The organism is Bacteroides sp. QWL-09, from assembly GCF_058683585.1.
The window spans coordinates 2,568,923-2,587,982 of the sequence record NZ_CM178748.1; the positions used below are offsets into that span (position 1 = coordinate 2,568,923).

Annotated in this window: 16 protein-coding genes and 1 tRNA gene; 14 read left to right on the forward strand and 3 right to left on the reverse strand. The window is 42.0% G+C overall.

From position 1 onward, the window contains the following. Nucleotides 1-10: 10 nt before the first annotated feature. The 12 genes from AC4PG5_RS10210 (at nt 11) to AC4PG5_RS10265 (ending at nt 11,728) form a co-directional block, all read left to right on the forward strand. Nucleotides 11-1,957: an MGH1-like glycoside hydrolase domain-containing protein gene (locus AC4PG5_RS10210; RefSeq protein WP_492028785.1), complete on the forward strand. Its 1,947-nt coding sequence runs from the start codon at nt 11-13 to the stop codon at nt 1,955-1,957. A gap of 141 nt (nt 1,958-2,098) precedes the next feature. Further along, nucleotides 2,099-3,727: a tetratricopeptide repeat protein gene (locus tag AC4PG5_RS10215; RefSeq protein ID WP_492028786.1), complete on the forward strand. Its 1,629-nt coding sequence runs from the start codon at nt 2,099-2,101 to the stop codon at nt 3,725-3,727. Nucleotides 3,728-3,824: 97 nt separating this feature from the next. Then, nucleotides 3,825-4,412, forward strand: coding sequence for an LOG family protein (locus tag AC4PG5_RS10220; RefSeq protein WP_492028787.1), 588 nt, complete (start codon nt 3,825-3,827; stop codon nt 4,410-4,412). Continuing rightward, entirely contained in the window at nt 4,409-5,215 is an 807-nt protein-coding gene (locus tag AC4PG5_RS10225; RefSeq protein WP_492028788.1) for a DUF4271 domain-containing protein, read from the forward strand. The genes AC4PG5_RS10220 and AC4PG5_RS10225 overlap by 4 nt, the downstream gene beginning before the upstream one ends. A gap of 4 nt (nt 5,216-5,219) precedes the next feature. Continuing rightward, a complete protein-coding gene (locus tag AC4PG5_RS10230) occupies nt 5,220-5,966 on the forward strand; it encodes a uroporphyrinogen-III synthase (RefSeq protein WP_492028789.1) in 747 nt (248 codons plus the stop codon). A 2-nt stretch (nt 5,967-5,968) separates the two neighbouring features. Then, complete coding sequence (rnpA, locus tag AC4PG5_RS10235; RefSeq protein ID WP_492028790.1) at nt 5,969-6,352, forward strand: ribonuclease P protein component; 384 nt, start codon at nt 5,969-5,971, stop codon at nt 6,350-6,352. A 5-nt stretch (nt 6,353-6,357) separates the two neighbouring features. Then, nucleotides 6,358-6,612 (forward strand): membrane protein insertion efficiency factor YidD, encoded by a 255-nt coding sequence (gene yidD / locus AC4PG5_RS10240; RefSeq protein ID WP_492030741.1) that lies wholly within the window; start codon nt 6,358-6,360, stop codon nt 6,610-6,612. Nucleotides 6,613-6,622: 10 nt separating this feature from the next. Continuing rightward, entirely contained in the window at nt 6,623-7,279 is a 657-nt protein-coding gene (locus AC4PG5_RS10245; protein WP_492028791.1) for a TatD family hydrolase, read from the forward strand. Between the two features lie 127 nt (nt 7,280-7,406). Further along, a complete protein-coding gene (gene tyrS, locus AC4PG5_RS10250) occupies nt 7,407-8,699 on the forward strand; it encodes a tyrosine--tRNA ligase (RefSeq protein WP_492028792.1) in 1,293 nt (430 codons plus the stop codon). A gap of 141 nt (nt 8,700-8,840) precedes the next feature. Next, nucleotides 8,841-8,911 (forward strand) — tRNA-Gln (locus AC4PG5_RS10255). A gap of 684 nt (nt 8,912-9,595) precedes the next feature. Beyond that, on the forward strand, nt 9,596-10,390 hold the full coding sequence (locus AC4PG5_RS10260; protein WP_492028793.1) for a gluconate 5-dehydrogenase: 795 nt from the start codon (nt 9,596-9,598) through the stop codon (nt 10,388-10,390). Nucleotides 10,391-10,477: 87 nt separating this feature from the next. Beyond that, nucleotides 10,478-11,728 carry a BT3233 family polysaccharide utilization protein gene (locus AC4PG5_RS10265; RefSeq protein WP_492028794.1) on the forward strand — a complete coding sequence of 417 codons (1,251 nt, stop codon included), beginning with the start codon at nt 10,478-10,480 and terminating at the stop codon, nt 11,726-11,728. A 190-nt stretch (nt 11,729-11,918) separates the two neighbouring features. Here the strand turns inward: AC4PG5_RS10265 and miaB are convergent, their stop codons facing one another. Then, nucleotides 11,919-13,292 (reverse strand): tRNA (N6-isopentenyl adenosine(37)-C2)-methylthiotransferase MiaB, encoded by a 1,374-nt coding sequence (gene miaB / locus AC4PG5_RS10270; protein ID WP_492028795.1) that lies wholly within the window; start codon nt 13,290-13,292, stop codon nt 11,919-11,921. A 400-nt stretch (nt 13,293-13,692) separates the two neighbouring features. Here miaB and AC4PG5_RS10275 point away from each other — a divergent pair, with 400 nt between their 5' ends. Both AC4PG5_RS10275 and AC4PG5_RS10280 read left to right on the forward strand, forming a co-directional pair. Next, nucleotides 13,693-14,118, forward strand: coding sequence for a hypothetical protein (locus tag AC4PG5_RS10275; RefSeq protein ID WP_492028796.1), 426 nt, complete (start codon nt 13,693-13,695; stop codon nt 14,116-14,118). Nucleotides 14,119-14,145: 27 nt separating this feature from the next. After that, entirely contained in the window at nt 14,146-15,645 is a 1,500-nt protein-coding gene (locus AC4PG5_RS10280; protein ID WP_492028797.1) for a butyryl-CoA:acetate CoA transferase, read from the forward strand. A 570-nt stretch (nt 15,646-16,215) separates the two neighbouring features. Here AC4PG5_RS10280 and dacB read toward each other — a convergent pair. Both dacB and lpdA read right to left on the reverse strand, forming a co-directional pair. Further along, the gene (dacB, locus tag AC4PG5_RS10285; protein ID WP_492028798.1) at nt 16,216-17,619 is read right to left on the reverse strand and encodes a D-alanyl-D-alanine carboxypeptidase/D-alanyl-D-alanine endopeptidase; all 1,404 of its coding nucleotides are present in this window, start codon (nt 17,617-17,619) and stop codon (nt 16,216-16,218) included. 52 nt (nt 17,620-17,671) lie between these two features. Beyond that, nucleotides 17,672-19,018, reverse strand: coding sequence for a dihydrolipoyl dehydrogenase (lpdA, locus tag AC4PG5_RS10290; protein ID WP_492028799.1), 1,347 nt, complete (start codon nt 19,016-19,018; stop codon nt 17,672-17,674). Between the last annotated feature and the right edge of the window lie 42 nt (nt 19,019-19,060).

Below are 19,060 nucleotides of genomic sequence, written 5' to 3' on the forward strand. Positions count from 1 at the left end.
CAGATAGACTATGAAACAAATTATTGGAATCCTTTCTTTCTTAAGCATTTTTATAATTACTTTAAGTGCTTGTAAACCTAAAGAGGAACCTTTTCTCTCGCAAAAAAGATACCAGTTTGCCCGCATATTAGAGGTCTCCTATACTCCCGATTCTACACATCGATGCTCTGGGTGGTTTACAGATGCCGGATCGTGGATGGGATTTACTCTACCCGAGACACAGCACTGGATAAATGGGTTTTGTGGTCCGTTCAGTCTCGATATGAAACGTCGGGAGTGGATGGCTCAGTCGGCTACAGTGGTTGGTTACGCTAATCACCCACAAAGCACGTTCACCCCCGACTCCACAGCCTATTTCCCCGGAGAACTTTTTCTATCGTCTCACTCTAAAGAAGGAAAACTCATTCAACGTCTTCATTTTATAGATGCTTCCACCACTCTATTATCTGTTAGATCGGACCATAATGAGCCATTGAGTTTTCACGGAGAAAAATGGGTGGAAACGATCCGCCTTTCTGTAGAACAAAATATGGTTATCGCGCGTCATCCCTCGGGAGAGATTGTCATGCTAACTTTCAGCCCGGATGCCACAATCACCCAACAAGGAAATAATTATCAGGCCATTTGTACACCTAAACACAAAGAAGTCACCGTTGCCCTATCATTTTTCACTTCGGAGAAAGAGTTATTAGCGGGACAACAAAGAACATTGAGCCTACTCAATCGGCCGCAAGAGGCGCTTGACGCGAATGCTCAGCGCTGGGAGACCTATCTCAACAAAGCGTTGCGACAAGACATGAAACCCGAATATGATCGAATTGCCGTAAAAGCCATTGTGACGCTTATCAGCAATTGGCGAACTCATCGTGGAGGGTTACTTCATGCCGGTGTTGTTCCCAGTCATGCCGTAGGTTATTTTGTTGGTTTTTGGGCTTGGGATAGCTGGCGGTTCTCAGCAGCCCTTGCACTTTTTGATCCAGAACTTGCTAAAGATAATATTCGGGCGATGTTCGATTATCAACAGCCGGACGGCATGATTATCGATTGCATCTACACTGACCCGGCAGAGAATAATGCCAGAGACAGTAAACCTCCCCTCGTATCATGGGCTGTAAACGAAATATTCGAACATACCAACGATACCGCTTTCGTCAGTGAGATGTATCCACAGCTCATGGCTTATTACCGTTGGTGGTATGTTAAGCGCGATCATAACCGCAATGGAATCTGCGAATATGGTTCGACCGATGGCACATTGGAAGCGGCAGCATGGGAAAGCGGTATGGACAATGCCATTCGGTTTGATGACACAAAAATGTTAAAGAACGAAGGATTCAACGATGCTTGGAGCATGGATCAAGAGAGTGTAGATTTGAATGCTTATCTCGCTTTAGAATGTACGTTATTAAAAAAGTTCGCCAAACTTTTAAACGTTCCATTCGATGGACCGGATCATAGAGAACAAGTTGCGAACTATTTCTTTGATCGTCAGAAAGGCTTCTTTTTCGACCGGAAACTTTCAAACGGTCATTTCATAGAAGAACCCGGATGTGAAGCCTATACTCCGTTATGGACACAAATAGCTAGCCCTGAGCAAGTGAAACAGATGTTGCCATTGCTGACCGACAGTACGACCTTTTCAACTTATATTCCGTTCCCTACCATAGCAGCAAATAATCCTAAATATAATCCAAAGGGATATTGGAGAGGACCAATCTGGCTCGACCAAACTTATTTCGCCATCCGAGGATTGAGGAATTATGGCTATCATGACTTAGCTGACCAGTACACCTTACAAGTTTTTGACCGACTTCAAGGGCTAAAAAATGGTGCCCCCATTCACGAAAACTATGGTACTCATACCGGCGAACGGCTCAAAGCTCCACACTTTAGCTGGAGCTCGTCACACCTCTTGATGCTTTATCAGGACTACGGGAAACAACTAAAAAACAATTAACATCTGTTCGGAAATAAAGGCATTGCGTTTTGCAATGCCTTTATTCATGCAACCAATCAGAAAGCCGATGATGGTTCCCGAGAACATCATAACAGACTTATGAAAAAAAAATGCTATTTTTGCAGGTAAAGAAGTAAACCTATGAAAAACCTCCTATTCATATTCTTTATTTTAAACGGCCTGTTTTCAAGTTCAACGGTTGTCGCCCAAAACAAAGAAAAAGAAGCACAAGAGTATATCGATAAGTCGTTCGACTTACTTTATAGTCATCCCAAACAAGCCTCGTTTTATGCGTCAAAAGCCATTGAACTTTTTCCGGAGGAACAACCAAACGATCTAAAAGCAAGAGCAATGTTGGCCTATAGCCAGTCCGAAAAACTGCTTGGCAACTTCGACTTAAGCATCAACATCGCCTTCGATGCTTTAAAATACATCACCCCAGACAACAAAATGCTCAGAGGTGAACTGTACAGCCTTATGAGTATGCTCTATTGTAGCCTGACCGATTATAATAAAGCTATTGAATTAAACGAGAAAGGCACTTCCATTTTTAAAGCTTCAGGTGATTCCGCTGCATTAGCCATCTGTCTCAATGATAGAGGGATCATTCATTGCTATCTGAATGAGTTTAACACGGCCGAGCAATTCTTCCAACAAGCACTTAAAATTAACCGGTCGCTCAAAAATTTAAAAAAAGTAGCCGCCAATCTTAACAATCTATGCCTATATGAAGGAAACAGTGAAGAGAAACTAGGCTATATCAATGAAGCGATTATCATCAATAAAAACTTAAAATCAAATTGGTCCTTGGCAGAGAATTATAATAATATGGCTAAACAGTCCTATTATGCCAAACACTACCAGAATGCCCTAAACGCCTTAAAAACGGCTTACGAGATCGCAACTCAAATTGGAGCTAAAGAGCTTATCTGCGACAACTATGAATATTCGTCCTGGGTCTATGCTGCTTTAGGACGACATAAAGAGGCTTATCACTGCTTACAACAGTTGTACACTCTGAGTAAAGATCTACAAAACGGAAGTAAACTACGTAACATTGAACAAGAGATCTCTTACAAGAAAATTCGTGAGCAACAACGAATAACGGAATCGAAAGAGCAAGCCTATCGAGCCGAACTGTTTAAACGTAACTTCATATTAACTCTTATCATACTCCTATCGCTCATTGTATTTATAGCCCTTTTCAGTCAATGGTACAAACGCAAAAAGAACATGCAATTGATGAGTGCCCAATATCAATTGGAACAATCGGAGCATAAACTTGTAGAGTTAAAAGTTCGACAGCAAGAACTCGAACTAAAAGCCACTCAAAACGCACTGAGCGACAGTCGGCAAGAAGCAGTAAGTTTCGCCATTTTCTTACAGAGCCGCAATGATCTCCTCGAAAAAATCAGAGAAATGATCAAACAAGGGTACAAGATGAAAGAACAAGATCTCGTCTTGCATCTTAAAAAGATCAATGCATTTATCGGACAGTGCCAGAGCAACGATAAGACCAACAGCACCTTTCTGCTCAATGTGGAGGAGAAAAATCAAGCCTTCTTACAACGGCTATCCGAGCTTCATCCCAATCTGACACAAGGAGAAAAGCATCTCGCCACCCTATTAAGAGCCAATTTATCGACGAAAGACATCTCCATGTTGACAGGTACCATCCCTAAAACAGTCAATATGAACCGATATCGGCTACGTAAAGCATTGAACTTATCGTCAGAAGAAGATCTGACCGATTATTTGCAGAATATTTAAATCACGTCTTAAAAAAGTAAAAAGCCCTATTTATCCATAGGCAAAAGGTTTATTTTTGTAATTTTGCACACCAATAATGGATAAACGTCAAAAAGCAATGAATCAAATCAATTCTGTATGCGTCTATAGCGCATCAAGCACCCAAATAGCTCCCATTTATTTTGAAGCCGCACAAACTTTAGGTGGCTTATTAGCCGAACATCACATTCGGCTCATTAATGGAGCAGGGAAAATCGGTTTGATGCAATCCATAGCCGATGCAGTACTAGCCAATGGCGGTGAAGTCACAGGGGTCATCCCACACTTCATGATCGAACAAAATTGGCATCACTCAGGATTAACCAAGTTGATCACAGTAGATTCGATGCATGAACGCAAACAACTAATGGCCGATTTAAGCGATGCTGTCATAGCCCTACCGGGAGGATGTGGCACCCTAGAAGAGTTATTGGAAATCATCACTTGGAAACAACTTGGATTATATTTCAACCCCATTATCATCCTAAACACGAATCACTTTTTCGACTCTTTACTAGAGATGCTTGAAAAAGCCATTGAAGAGAACTTTATGCGCCCTCAGCATGCTAAAATATGGCAAGTTGCCCAAACCCCTGAAGAAGCGATTTCATTAATTCACTCTACTCCAATTTGGGATGCCTCTATTCGCAAGTTTGCTGCTATATGACCACAGAAAAAAGCACCATATTACCCCTATTTTATAAAGAGCATTACGCTCCTAAAGGAGAAATTGACTTTTCTGCGCTTCACACTTCACAGGCCAACTCTCATGAAGTGGATGGAGTAGCCAGGCCCTATTCGTTAGAAAAGGACAATGCAATAGGAGTGATCTTATTACTTTGTTTCTTGATCACCTCGTATATCTTATCAAAGGAGAAAAAGTTTTTATCGCAACGAATCAAAGATTTCTTTTACCATAGGGAACGAAGTAGCATTTTCAATACCTCAACTATAAGTGACATTCGTTTTTCCATTGCCTTAACGGTTCAAACCTCCATATTGGCAGGAGTCGTCTTTTTCTACTTCTTTCTAAAAACCTCACCACAATTAATCGACTATTCCCCACCGCAAACCATTCTATTGACCTATATTGGCGTTTGCTTAGGATATATTCTCATAAAGTGGTTAATGTATCATTTTATTGGATGGATTTTTTTCAACAAAACAGTGGTAAGAAGTTACCTAGAATCCTATTTTACCCTCATTTATTACTTAGGTTTTCTATTATTTTTGCTCTCTTTACTTTTGATTTATTTAAATTTAAGCACGTTTCAATGCATTATATTTTCTTTGTTTTTGATCCTATCGACAAAAATATTGATGCTTTACAAATGGTTTAGGTTTTTTTTCAGACAAACTCATGGTCTTTTCTTTTTAATTTTGTATTTTTGTGCCCTTGAAATAGTACCTTGTTTATTACTATATCAAGGTTTATTTCAAATCAACAAAATATTGCTAATAAAACTTTAGGACATTGGAAATAAAGAAAGTACTTGTATCGCAGCCCAAGCCTGCCTCTGAGAAATCTCCCTATTACGATATTGCCACAAAGTATGGCGTAAAAATAGATTTCCGCCCGTTTATAAAGGTCGAAAGCCTTTCTGCGAAGGAGTTTAGGCAGCAGAAAATATCTATTCTGGATCATACAGCCGTGATATTTACTTCACGCCATGCTATTGATCATTTCTTCCATTTGTGCACAGAATTACGTGTAACAATCCCTGAAACGATGAAATATTTCTGCATCACAGAGGCTGTAGCCCACTATATACAGAAATATGTGCAATATCGTAAACGGAAAATATTCTTTGGTGGAACAGGAAAAATAGAAGATTTAGTGCCATCTATCACCAAACATAAGAATGAAAAATATATCATTCCAATGTCTGATGTACATAATGATGATATTAAGAATCTATTAGATAAAAACAACATTCAACACACTGAAGCGGTTATGTATCGGACAGTCAGCAACGACTTTGCTGCCGATGAAGCTTTTGATTATGATATGTTATTGTTTTTTAGCCCTTCAGGTGTGCAATCATTATTAAAGAATTTCCCTAATTTTGATCAACAAGACATCAGAATAGGCACATTTGGTTCAACTACCGCACAAGCTGTTCGCGATGCCGGATTCCGATTGGACCTAGAAGCTCCAACGGTAAAAGCGCCTTCAATGACAGCTGCATTGGAACTATTTATAAAGGAAAATAACAAATAAAGGTGCATAACACTTTGTGTAAAGCCGAAAGGCTGAATAAAAAACTTATTATCGGAAAGATGTTTGAAAACGGACAATCCAAATCGTTTTCCATCTTTCCGTTACGCATAGTATATATGCCAATTAGCGCAAACGATGCCCCTGCATCCATTCTCATTAGCGTATCAAAACGACACTTCAAACGAGCGGTAAAGCGTAATCGAGTCAAACGACAGATACGGGAAGCCTACCGCAAGAACAAACACGATTTAACCGACCTACTCCAAACAAAATCGGAACACTTAGCCATTGCTTTTATCTACTTATCGAACGATCTAACAAAAAGCGATATACTAGAGGAAAAAGTAAAGATGGCATTAACCCGCATTAAAGAGAAGATGGAATGAACCGCATGAAGAACTATATCATTCTGGGCTGGAAAGCATTAAAGCAGCTTCTATCTTATATTCTGCTTGTGCCCATTTACATCTACAGAATGGCTATATCTCCAGCTTTACCTCCTTCTTGCCGATTTACGCCAACCTGTTCGGCTTATGCCGTAGAAGCCCTAAAAAAGCATGGTCCCTTCAAAGGACTTTATCTCACCATCCGAAGAATCCTCAGATGCCATCCATGGGGAGGATCAGGTTATGATCCGGTACCTTAGTCATTCCATTATGACTTTACTAGACATACATACACACTCCAAAAAAGGAAAGCCGACTCAAGAGGCCATCCTAAATCTACCACCGGAAGCACTAAGCTATACGGAGGAACCCTTTTTAGACGGGAACTATTATTATTCCGTTGGCATACATCCCAAAGACATTAATGAGAAAGACTCACAAAAGCAACTCGAACGGCTAAGCATTGTTGCTTCCCACAGTTCTATCATAGCCATTGGCGAATCAGGATTGGACAAACGAGTTAACTCCCCCCTATCTCTTCAAATAGACGTTTACAAAGCGACAGTCGACTTGGCTAACCGACTCAAACTTCCATTAATGATACACTGCGTTAAAGCCATAGACGAACTTTTAAGCCTAAAAAAAGAGAATCTTTCTCAGACCCCATGGATCATACACGGCTTCAGAGGTAAAAAACCTCAAATGGAACAGCTTCTCAAGCATGGATTCTATCTATCTTTCGGAGTCCGCTACCATGAAGACTGTATGAAAGAAATCCCAATCGACCGGCTTTTTTTAGAGACCGACGAAGCCGATATCAACATCAACGAGTTACTAGGAAAGGCTGCAAAAATTAAAGCTATAGAGATTGACGAACTACGATCCAAATTAGAAGATAACATCTTAAAAGTCTTTTTTAAGAGATAAGAGTTGCTTCTTCAAATAAAGAGTCGTAATTTTGCCTTTTGGCTCTGCCGGCTCTCACAAGAGAGCAACCGGTCAATCACCGACTAACATTCTAAATAGATAATAAAAACTAAAACAACATAATACGATGAATTTTGTAGAAGAATTAAAATGGCGAGGTATGTTGCATGACATCATGCCGGGAACAGAAGAGTTATTAAACAAAGAGCAGGTCACCGCTTATGTTGGGATTGACCCAACAGCCGATTCGCTTCATATCGGCCACCTTTGCGGCGTAATGATGTTGCGTCATTTACAACGTTGTGGACACAAGCCATTGGCTTTGATCGGAGGCGCTACAGGTATGATTGGAGACCCATCCGGAAAATCAGCAGAACGTAATCTTCTTGACGAGGAAACCCTCCATCATAACCAAGAATGCATCAAGAAGCAATTGGCTAAATTCCTTGATTTTGAATCAGAAGTTCCTAATCGCGCAGAGTTGGTCAACAACTACGATTGGATGAAAGAATTTACGTTTCTCGATTTCGCACGCGAAGTCGGCAAACACATCACAGTGAATTATATGATGGCGAAAGACTCTGTAAAAAGACGTTTGAACGGCGAAGCACGCGATGGTCTATCTTTTACCGAGTTTACCTATCAGTTGCTGCAAGGATACGACTTCCTTCATCTCTACGACACCAAAGGCTGTAAACTACAAATGGGTGGTTCCGACCAATGGGGTAACATCACCACCGGTACCGAACTTATACGCCGTACCAACGGAGGAGAAGCCTTTGCTTTAACTTGTCCGTTAATCACTAAAGCCGACGGTGGAAAGTTCGGAAAGACCGAATCAGGAAACGTGTGGCTTGATGCCCGCTACACCACTCCTTACAAGTTCTACCAGTTCTGGTTGAACGTAAGTGATTCCGATGCAGAACGCTACATCAAGATCTTTACTTCTATTGAGAAAGAAGAGATCGACGCCTTAATCAGCGAACATCAAGCTGCTCCACACTTACGCACCCTTCAAAAACGCTTAGCCAAAGAGGTAACCATCATGGTACACTCAGAAGAAGACTATAATGCCGCTGTAGATGCTTCAAACATTCTATTTGGTAATGCGACTTCCGAGATGCTACACAAACTAGACGAAGACACTCTATTGGCTGTATTTGAAGGAGTACCTCAGTTTGAGGTTTCACAAGACCTTTTAAAGGAAGGCGTTAAAGCCGTAGATCTGCTTGTTGATCACGCTGCAGTATTCCCATCGAAAGGCGAAATGCGTAAACTTGTTCAAGGCGGCGGTGTTTCTCTAAACAAAGAAAAACTTGGCACTTTCGATCAAGTGATCACTGATGCCGATTTACTTAATAATAAGTACTTATTAGTTCAACGTGGAAAGAAGAACTATTATTTACTCATTATCAAATAATTGAAACAAAATACTCCTTAGTTTTCTTTAGATTGGAAGATTTCAGATCAAGAAAATCTAAAAAAAACTAAGGAATTACTTGCAAGTATGGAAAACAAACCATATCTTTGCACCGCTTTTTAAGAGAAAGCAATTCAAGTTTGGACTATGGTGTAATGGTAGCACAACAGGTTTTGGTTCTGTTTGTCCAGGTTCGAATCCTGGTAGCCCAACAAATCTAAGAATTAGATGAAACAGAAATCCCGTTAAATGATCTATTTAGCGGGATTTTTTTATTTGCTAAGGGGATACACTTCTCATACTTTGACACCTATTAGGTGCCATTTTAGGTGCCCAAAGAAAAACAGCGGAGCCCATTTATCTTTTTCTATTTCGTTGCTACAACCAATTAAAAGATAAGCAACCAGGAGCAGTCATTTTTAATCATTCGATCCAATCTGCTAGAGTAGGAATTTCAAAACTCGAATCGACTCTCATCAGAAGACACCCTACACTCTCAAATACAGGTTGTGTTTCCTCGCTTAAATCACCCACTTCTTATGTAATAATAACAAGCAGCTATTCAGCTTCCATTTATCGGATTCCTCCCTTAAAAAGAAAGGCAAACCAAGATAATGGACAATTTTGACGGATAATTAGAACAAAATTGCAATCCTTCACCAATACATTTTCGTATTTTTGCATTGTGTACGCAAACAGAGTCGTTCAAATGAGGTAATCGTCCAAAACGAAACCCCAATTAAGACCCAAAAGCTCTTTGCGAGACGTAGACAAAACCAAAGGACAATCGCTCTATTGGGTTTGTCGAACAGACATGAAACAATTAGTGAACATCTGCCGTCCAACAGATTCAAAAAAAAAGATCAGTCGGGCAGCAAGCTTAAAATTTTAATCATATGGTAAACTTTTCATTAGAAGGTAAAGTCGCACTTGTAACAGGCGCATCTTACGGAATCGGTTATGCAATCGCCAGTGCTTTTGCTAAAGCCGGAGCAAGAATTGTATTCAACGATATCAAACAAGAATTGGTGGACAAAGGTATTGAAGCTTACAAAGCCGATGGTATTGAAGCTAAAGGTTATGTTTGCGATGTTACCAACGAAGATCAAGTAAATGGTATGATTGCTCAAATCGAAAAAGAAGTCGGAACCGTTGATATCTTAGTTAATAATGCCGGAATCATCAAACGTGTCCCAATGCACGAGATGAGCGCAGCAGAATTCCGTCAAGTGATCGACGTAGACTTGAACGCACCATTCATCGTAGCTAAAGCGGTGATCCCTGCAATGATTAAAAAAGGCCACGGTAAAATCATCAACATCTGTTCAATGATGAGTGAACTTGGCCGCGAAACCGTATCAGCTTATGCTGCTGCTAAGGGTGGTTTAAAGATGTTAACTCGCAATATCGCTTCTGAATATGGCGAACACAACATCCAATGTAATGGTATTGGCCCAGGTTATATCGCGACTCCACAAACCGCTCCTTTACGTGAACTTCAAGAAGACGGCTCTCGCCATCCATTCGATCAGTTCATCATTGCTAAAACTCCGGCAGCTCGTTGGGGAACGCCAGAAGATTTGATGGGACCAGCTGTATTCTTAGCATCAGAAGCATCAGATTTCGTTAACGGTCACGTATTATACGTTGACGGCGGTATCTTAGCTTATATCGGCAAACAACCTAAATAAATCATTAATCACCATGTGCTGACAGCTCTTGGGTCACCTTATGACATAAAGAGTTTTCAGCACATTGATGTATTAAAGTTATCGATCATGAAACAACTACTCATCACGCTATTAGTCGTCCTCACCTCTTTCTCATTACCCATGAGAGGGCAGACGGTTATGACCGTAAACGTCCACAATTCTCTTTCGATAGAACGCCATTCGGAAATGGGCGAAATAGAATTAAGCCAAATAAAAAAGGAATTACGGCTCACCGACACTTCTAAACTCGTGATTTTGAATGATCAGGATCAACAAGTTCCTTATCAAATCACTTATGATCAGAAATTGATTTTCCCTGTAACTGTAAAGGCTAAAAGCACTCAAAAGTATACCATAAAAACGGGAACTCCCGCCCAATTCCCTACAAGGGCTTATGGACGACAATTCCCCGAACGTATGGACGATATGGCTTGGGAAAATGATTTAGTCGCTTTCCGGGCATACGGTCCCACCTTACAGACACGCGGAGAAAAAGCTTTTGGCTATGATGTCTTTACCAAATACAACACCCCGGACCCCGTACTCGAAGCTCGGTATGCTAATGAAACCAGCAAAGAAAAACGGGCAAAAATTGCGGAGTTAAAGAAGACCGATCCGGCAGAAGCCGATCGATTGGCCAAAGAGATTTCTTATCATGTGGATCACGGAAATGGAATGGACTGCTATGCTGTAGGTCCGACACTAGGTGGAGGAACCTCTGCTTTAATGCATAACGACACCATCGTTTATCCGTATTGCTATAAGAGCTATGAGATCCTTGACAATGGCCCATTACGATTCACTGTGAAGCTCGTCTTTACCCCATTGGTCGTTGGCCCTTCATCGGATGTCATTGAAACACGCATCATCACATTAGATGCCGGTTCTTATCTAAATAAGACAGAGATAACCTATACTCATTTAGATCGGAAGACCCCCATAGCAACCGGACTGGTGTTACACGAGGCCGACGGAAAGAGCAGCACAAACACCCAAAAGCGTTTCATTGCTTACGAAGATCCGACCACAAACCCTAAGGGGGATAATGGGAAGATCTATATCGGTGCTGTTTTCCCTAAAAAACTAAAGGAAACCAAAGTCGATTTATTCAGCGAAAAAGAAAGAAAAGAATTACGCGGCGGAGCCTACGGACATGTCCTAGCTATCGGGACTTATCACCCAAAAAAAACCTATACCTATTATTGGGGCTCAGCATGGAATAAGGCTAAAATTAAGACATTCAACGCTTGGGAAGAGTACTTAACCAGTTTCTCAGAACAATTGCGTAAGCCATTAAAGATTAGCATTGACAAATAACACAAACACGATTACAATAGTTTTCTAGAAACAGTCAGTTGACAACTTTAGAATACCCCCCAAGCAGGAAGAGAGATCAACTCTCTCCTGCTTTTTTTATCGCCCACACCATACTCTTTACACAAAAAAAGCGCTGTTTGCTCATTCTAAGACTCGCAAACAACGCCTATGGTAAATTATGAGATAACGCTTATAGCACCTCTTCTCCTTTGAGAGTCGCTGAGCTAGCCTCAGTGATACGGACAGGAACAAAATCACCAATCTTATGATTTCCCTTATCAAACACCACCACACGATTCTGTTCTGTTCGTCCGAAGAGTTGATCACGCGACCGTTTAGAAACACCCTCGACCAAGACTTCATAAGTTGAGCCAATGCAACGCTGGTTAGCTTCCAACGACAATCGATTCTGAAGAGCGATGATCTCGTTCAAACGACGGACCTTAATCTCCTCAGAGATGTCATCCACTAAATGCTTCGACGCATAAGTACCCGGACGTTCGGAATATTTAAACATGAAAGCCGCATCGTAGCCACAAACCTCCATCAAAGAAAGCGACTCCTGATGATCCTCCTCGGTCTCAGAGTGAAAACCGGAAAAGATATCGGTCGACAACCCACAATCGGGAACAATACGTTTAATCGCGGCGACACGGTCTAAATACCACTCACGTGTATATTTACGATTCATCAACTTTAAGATCCGTGAGCTACCGCTCTGAACCGGTAAGTGAATATGCTTACAGACATTGGGTACCTCTGCAATAACTTGCAACGTCTCATCACTCATATCCTTCGGATGAGAAGTCGTAAACCGAATACGAACCTTAGGAGCCGATAAAGCCACCATACGGAGCAACATCGGGAAAGTGATCTTTTCGCCCGATTCCTTCTCGAAACAGTAAGAATTCACATTCTGTCCTAACAACGTAATCTCCTTATACCCCTTATTCACAAGATCGGCAACCTCATTCAGGATACTTTCAACATCACGGCTTCGTTCACGCCCCCGAGTGTAAGGCACAATGCAATACGTGCAAAAATTATTGCAACCTCGCATAATCGATACAAATCCAGAGATATGATTACCGCAAATACGTGCCGGGATCACTTCCCGATAGGTCTCAGTCGTCGAAAGCTCAACATTCATCGCTTTCTGTCCGGCTTCAACCGAAGCAATAAGTTCCGGGAGGGTTAAGTAAGCATCCGGACCGGCCACAAGATCGACATGATGATTTTCAATCAAGTCTTCTCTAACACGCTCAGCCATACAGCCCAACACACCAATAATGAGGTGTTTCTTTTTCTTCTTCAACGAATGAAAAAACTCCAGACGATTAAAGATCTTCTGTTCGGCATTATCACGAATAGAACAGGTATTCATAAAGACAGCATCAGCCTCGTCTATAGAATCCGCCATTTCATAACCGGCAATTCCCATAACAGATGCAATCACTTCACTATCGGCCACATTCATTTGGCAACCATAAGTCTCGATAAACAATTTCTTGTTTTCTTCTGCAGTTACGGATTTAAAGTCCGCTCCTGTTAATTCATTTCCCATAAATTAAATTATTATTCATTTGATGACTCCCTCCATCGTCTCTGTTCCGCCAATATTGCGCCTAAGAATAAAAGAGTTAGTCTTGTTTTCAGGCCACAAAGATACGTCATTGATTCCAAATGATCATAAATCAAACCTTTAAATCACATAAAAAGCCATTTAAGAAAATAAAACTCATAATAAATGTTAATAGACAAAATAAAAAAAAGATTAAAACTTGCTACTTATGATTTAAATGAAGATTTTTGTGAAATGAAAGAAACATTAGATTTTTTCATAGTTAAGGTTTAGGTTAAAAAACAAGGGGAGCTGTGAAGCTGCCCTTTTTTCATATCAAAATTTTGGCCTGAATTCGGATTTAATTTATACCTTTGGCGAAAACATTTTAATAAAAAAAGTTATGGAAGACTTTTTAAGAATTCTTTTTATAGTGGGAATTATTATTATTGGAATTGTCAGAGAATCAAACAAAAAGGCGAATAAGAAAAAAGCATTTGAGGACTTAAAGCCAAGAGATATTCAACCTCGCCCGATACCTCAGACCACTCCCAATCTAAACAAAAGCACCCCCCTGTCTAAAGAACCTCTTCAGAAGATGAATCATACCGATATGAAAGATCGATTGCTCAATAGATTCACTCCGGCTTCAAAAGAACCGGAAAGGACAGTCGTTTCAGAAACAAAACAAACAGGACAAAAAAAAGACGATAAAACGAATGCTACACTCTCCAATCCGGAAGAAGTGGAACAAGATTTCAAAATTCAATCCATTGAAGAAGCGCGTCAAGCGATTATATTAGGAGAAATACTACAACGAAAATATTAACCTGTTTTTTAACACGAAAATCATTTTATGTCATTCAATTTAATTTCAGCAGCAGAAGCTGCAAGCCTCATCAAAAACGGCTATAATATCGGTGTGAGTGGATTTACACCGGCAGGAACAGCAAAAGCCGTAACCGCCGAACTTGCAAAAATTGCAGAAGCAGAACATGCAAAAGGCAATCCTTTCCAAATCGGAATCTTCACCGGAGCCTCTACCGGAGATTCTTGTGATGGTATACTCACACGTGCAAAAGCGATTCGCTACCGTGCTCCTTACACCACAAACTCCGATTTCCGTAAGGCGGTAAATAATGGTGAGATCGCTTACAATGATATCCATTTATCACAAATGGCTCAAGAAGTACGCTACGGCTTTATGGGTAAAGTCAATGTGGCCATCATCGAAGCTTGCGAAGTGACTCCTGACGGCAAGATCTATTTAACTGCTGCCGGAGGAATCTCTCCAACCGTTTGTCACCTTGCCGACCAAATTATTGTCGAACTCAATAGTGCTCACAGCAAAAGAATGATGGGTATGCACGATGTTTACGAACTGCAAGACCCTCCATACCGTCGTGAGATACCAATATACAAAGCAAGTGACCGCATCGGATTACCTTATATCCAAGTGGATCCGAAAAAGATTATTGGCGTCGTAGAAACGAACTGGCCGGATGAAGCTCGTTCATTTGCCGATTCAGATCCGTTGACTGATCAGATTGGACAAAACGTAGCCGACTTTTTGGCAAGCGATATGAAACGCGGCATCATCCCTTCTTCATTCTTACCCTTACAATCGGGAGTGGGTAATATTGCAAATGCAGTATTAGGTGCACTTGGCCGTGATAAGACCATCCCTGCCTTTGAAATGTATACTGAAGTGATCCAGAATTCGGTTATCGATCTTATTCGTGAAGGTCGTATCAAATTTGGTAGTGCTTGTTCGTTGACTGTCACCAACGACTGTCTACAAGGTATCTATGATGATATGGATTTCTTCCAAGATAAATTAGTGTTACGTCCATCAGAAATCTCAAACAACCCTGAGGTGATACGCCGTTTAGGTGTTGTTGCCATCAACACAGCTATTGAGGTCGATCTTTATGGTAACGTGAACTCTACACATATTAGTGGAACAAAAATGATGAACGGTATTGGCGGATCGGGCGACTTCACTCGTAACGCTTATATCTCCATCTTCACTTGTCCTTCTGTAGCTAAAGAAGGTAAGATCAGTGCCATCGTCCCAATGGTTTCTCACCAAGATCACAGCGAGCACTCTGTTAATGTGGTCATCACCGAACAAGGTGTGGCTGATTTACGTGGTAAGAGTCCAAAAGAACGCGCAGAAGCTATTATCGAAAACTGCGCACATCCGGACTACAGACCGATCTTAAGAGAATACCTCAACTTAGCCGGACATAAAGCTCAAACGCCTCATGCTCTACAAGCAGCTTTGGGAATGCATGTCGAACTTGGCAAAAGCGGAGATATGAAGAACGTTAATTGGGCAGATTATACTAAATAATCGATGACTCCACTTACATCGTTATAAAAAAGGCGCTCTTGAAAGAGTGCCTTTTTTATTTATCACTAAAGAGCATGCGGATCACAAAGGGCTTATTAATGAAATGAGGCATAACCGATGACAATAGTCAGCTACCATTTTTCTCATGCAATGTCGTAAGGTGAGTTTCAAACGGTCGCAACTCAAGTGGCAAGGAATAACTAGAGTGCCGTACAGTCGCAACTAGAGTGGCGTACGGTCGCAACTAAAGTGCCGCACAGTAATAACTAGAGTGTCGTACAGTGGCACAAAAGTCTCCACCGTGGAAACTAGAAAGGCGACCGTGCTTCAACAAATCTCAGATAAGCCTTTTTGAATATGAAACCGATCTACGCTTAATAAGAAGAACAATCCTCCCCAAAACGATCAACGGCAGGTGATAGATGTTCCGATCTACCATCGATCTGCAACACGATCTGCAACCCCACCTTTAGGCTGATAATCAGTCGCCTAACGCTCTTTTGGTGACAGATGGTAGATCTTTTTCAAAATCAAACATCTAGGAGGAAGAAATAGTCAATTCTCTCGGACTTATTTACACAAGGAGATACACACCCGATCTTGAAAAGCTCTCGCTTTAGCCGCCGAAAGGATGTTTTGGTTCATGATAGCAAAAGCAATCACATGCCCATCCCCCCTTTTCAGATAACCGGCTAACGTGTTGATCGCCGTAAAAGAACCGGTTTTGGCACGTACATTGTTATAAGCGGGACTGTTTTTCATCCGATTCTTCAACGTTCCATCCACTCCGGCTATGGGTAAAGAAAGAGATAATCGGGCAAACAACTCTTCACGAGAATAGGCGTATCGCAATAAATCGACTAATAACTGCGGAGTGATATAGTTGTAGTTCGACAGTCCACAGCCATCGACCACTTGGTAATCGGCCGGATCATGCCCTAAAAGACGAATCATTTTCTGCAGTTCCACAATCCCATCCTTATCACTCACCCCTTTCTTGCGACTTCCCTCTACACCTAAACGACAAAGCAAAGCCTGTCCATTCAAATTATCGCTCTCTTTCATCAACTGGTTGACCACCTCTTGCAGTGAGGTGTCGTGTGAAGCTAGGCAACGAATATGGTCACGTCGCCCCAATGGGGCGTAAACAAACGACGAAGGTACCCGAATGCCCTTAGCACGTAAGCGCTCGAGAAGCGTCTCCATAAAAAAATCGGAAGAAGAATACACATTCACCCACCCGACCGTTGGTCGATCCACATTACCGGAGACGGTAATGGTATTGCCGTTTTTCAACCAATCGCGCGAAACAGTAAACCGTCCGGCATCGGGCGATTGTGTCAAGGTACGATTGCGCACCACATAATAAGACGATTGAGGAACACAACGAAGCTTTGCCGGGCGCCCGCTCACCGCAGAAGGCATAGCAGTCACCTTAACCACTCCCTTATTGAACATTAACGGTGAAAGATAGGGCTGAAAGGCTTCAGGATTATCGTCCCAAGCCCAACCACTGCCCCAATACAAAGAGTCCTTCATGCTGATATCCGCATACACCTTCCCGGTGATCACCGAGAAAGAAAGGGTAGAGAGATCACGAACCAAGAGATCCATCGCTTGGTCGTCGAACTCCGGGTCGAAGCCACCCACCACATGCAAATTGCCGTAAAGCGTATCGTTACGAATCACCCCATTGGTCCACACTTCCGTACGAAACGGCTTTTTATCATCGTCCAATTCCGAAAGTGCCGTAACTGCCGTCAACAGTTTTAGGGTCGAAGCCGGGCGACAAAGCTTTTGGTGCTGATAGGCACAGACCACCTTATCGGCTGTCAGATCGTATGCATAAACCCCGACTTCCGACGACTGAGGAAGCATATGAGTCACTAATGAACCGATCTCTTGATGATCTGCCTGTCCCCAGATCTGAGAAAAACAGGCAGATAAAATCACCACTAAAATAAATTTCTTCATCTCTTATTTTTTCGTTCAAAGAGAGCGGTCGATCAGTTCATCAGATGAACCTTTACAACGCTTCTCTAAATATTTCACTCACTGTCGGATGAGGGAAAACAATCTTCTTCCACTCTTCGGCAGTCCACTGCTTTTCAATAGCCATTCCGGCCAGAGTAATAATCTCAGAAGCCGGATTACCTAACACATGAGCTCCAAGGATCACTCCATGATGATCGATCAACAGTTTACAAACCCCATTGACCCCTTCATTCTCAGCAACAAAACGTCCGGAGTAAGCCATGGGTAGCTTAACAACAGTAAAATCCAACTGTTTGTTTGAAGCCGATTCCTCGGTCTCTCCGACTCCGGCAATCTCAGGGTTCGTATAAACCACGCCCGGAATCGCCCGATAGCTCATCGCGTCTTCCTTGCCAAGAATATGATTGACAGCAACTTCCGCTTCACGAACAGCCGTATGAGCCAACAAAGAGAAGCCGGTTAAATCGCCACAGACATAAACGCCCGGAACAGAGGTTTGCAAATGCTCATCCACCACAATCGATCCGCGCTCTGTGGTTTGTAAGCCTAACGTTTCTAAGCCAAACCCTTTGGTGACCGGTCGACGCCCCACGCTCAACAACAGCTTGTCGGCTACCACCGAACCCGGTCCTTCGGCATTCTCAAAGGAAACGGTCGACTGCCCTTCGGCTTCCGACAGATGAGTCACCTTCGTGCTTAACAAGAACTTTATTCCACGTTTTGCATATTCCAGTCGTAACAAACCGGATAATTCTTTATCCATCCCTCCAAGGATCTCATCCAGCATTTCAACAACGGTCACTTCAACGCCTAAGGAGTTAAAGAATGAAGCAAACTCCATCCCGATCACTCCTCCGCCCACAATAACTAGAGATTGTGGAACTTCTTTATTGTCGAGTGCCTCACGATGCGTCCAATAGCTGACCTGATCGACTCCGGGAATCGGCGGGATAAACGTTTCCGACCCGGTACAAATCAACAGGTGCTCACAACCATATTCTTCTTCACCACACCGAACGGTCTGCTTGTCGACGATATGTGCCTCACCATTGAGGATATCGACTTGGTGAGCTGTCAACTTCCCCTTTACACCCAAAACCAGTTTCCGTACAACCTTACTCTTACGGGCAATGATCTTAGGAAGATCGTAGGTGACTTCCGTCACCGTCACTGCATATTTTGAGGCATGCTTAGCCGCATCATACGTTTTGGCAGAGTAAAGCAACGTCTTCGTCGGGATACATCCCTCGTTTAAACAAACTCCGCCTAAGTTTTTCTTTTCAATGAGCAATACGCTCAATCCGGCTTTTCCGGCAGCTTCAGCAGCCGTATATCCGGCCGGTCCTCCGCCAATAATAATAAGTTGATAGTTTTTCATGGTCTAATAGTATTTTCATTAATGGTTTTCTAGATTAAAGGG

Coding starts and splice junctions, on each gene's coding strand:
- tyrS (WP_492028792.1), top strand. CDS start 7,407: ATGAATTTTGTAGAAGAATTAAAATGGCGAGGTATGTTGCATGACATC.
- AC4PG5_RS10225 (WP_492028788.1), top strand. CDS start 4,409: ATGACCACAGAAAAAAGCACCATATTACCCCTATTTTATAAAGAGCAT.
- dacB (WP_492028798.1), bottom strand. CDS start 17,619: ATGAAGAAATTTATTTTAGTGGTGATTTTATCTGCCTGTTTTTCTCAG.
- AC4PG5_RS10210 (WP_492028785.1), top strand. CDS start 11: ATGAAACAAATTATTGGAATCCTTTCTTTCTTAAGCATTTTTATAATT.
- AC4PG5_RS10265 (WP_492028794.1), top strand. CDS start 10,478: ATGAAACAACTACTCATCACGCTATTAGTCGTCCTCACCTCTTTCTCA.
- miaB (WP_492028795.1), bottom strand. CDS start 13,292: ATGGGAAATGAATTAACAGGAGCGGACTTTAAATCCGTAACTGCAGAA.
- AC4PG5_RS10260 (WP_492028793.1), top strand. CDS start 9,596: ATGGTAAACTTTTCATTAGAAGGTAAAGTCGCACTTGTAACAGGCGCA.
- AC4PG5_RS10215 (WP_492028786.1), top strand. CDS start 2,099: ATGAAAAACCTCCTATTCATATTCTTTATTTTAAACGGCCTGTTTTCA.
- AC4PG5_RS10220 (WP_492028787.1), top strand. CDS start 3,825: ATGAATCAAATCAATTCTGTATGCGTCTATAGCGCATCAAGCACCCAA.
- AC4PG5_RS10280 (WP_492028797.1), top strand. CDS start 14,146: ATGTCATTCAATTTAATTTCAGCAGCAGAAGCTGCAAGCCTCATCAAA.
- AC4PG5_RS10275 (WP_492028796.1), top strand. CDS start 13,693: ATGGAAGACTTTTTAAGAATTCTTTTTATAGTGGGAATTATTATTATT.
- AC4PG5_RS10245 (WP_492028791.1), top strand. CDS start 6,623: ATGACTTTACTAGACATACATACACACTCCAAAAAAGGAAAGCCGACT.
- yidD (WP_492030741.1), top strand. CDS start 6,358: ATGAAGAACTATATCATTCTGGGCTGGAAAGCATTAAAGCAGCTTCTA.
- lpdA (WP_492028799.1), bottom strand. CDS start 19,018: ATGAAAAACTATCAACTTATTATTATTGGCGGAGGACCGGCCGGATAT.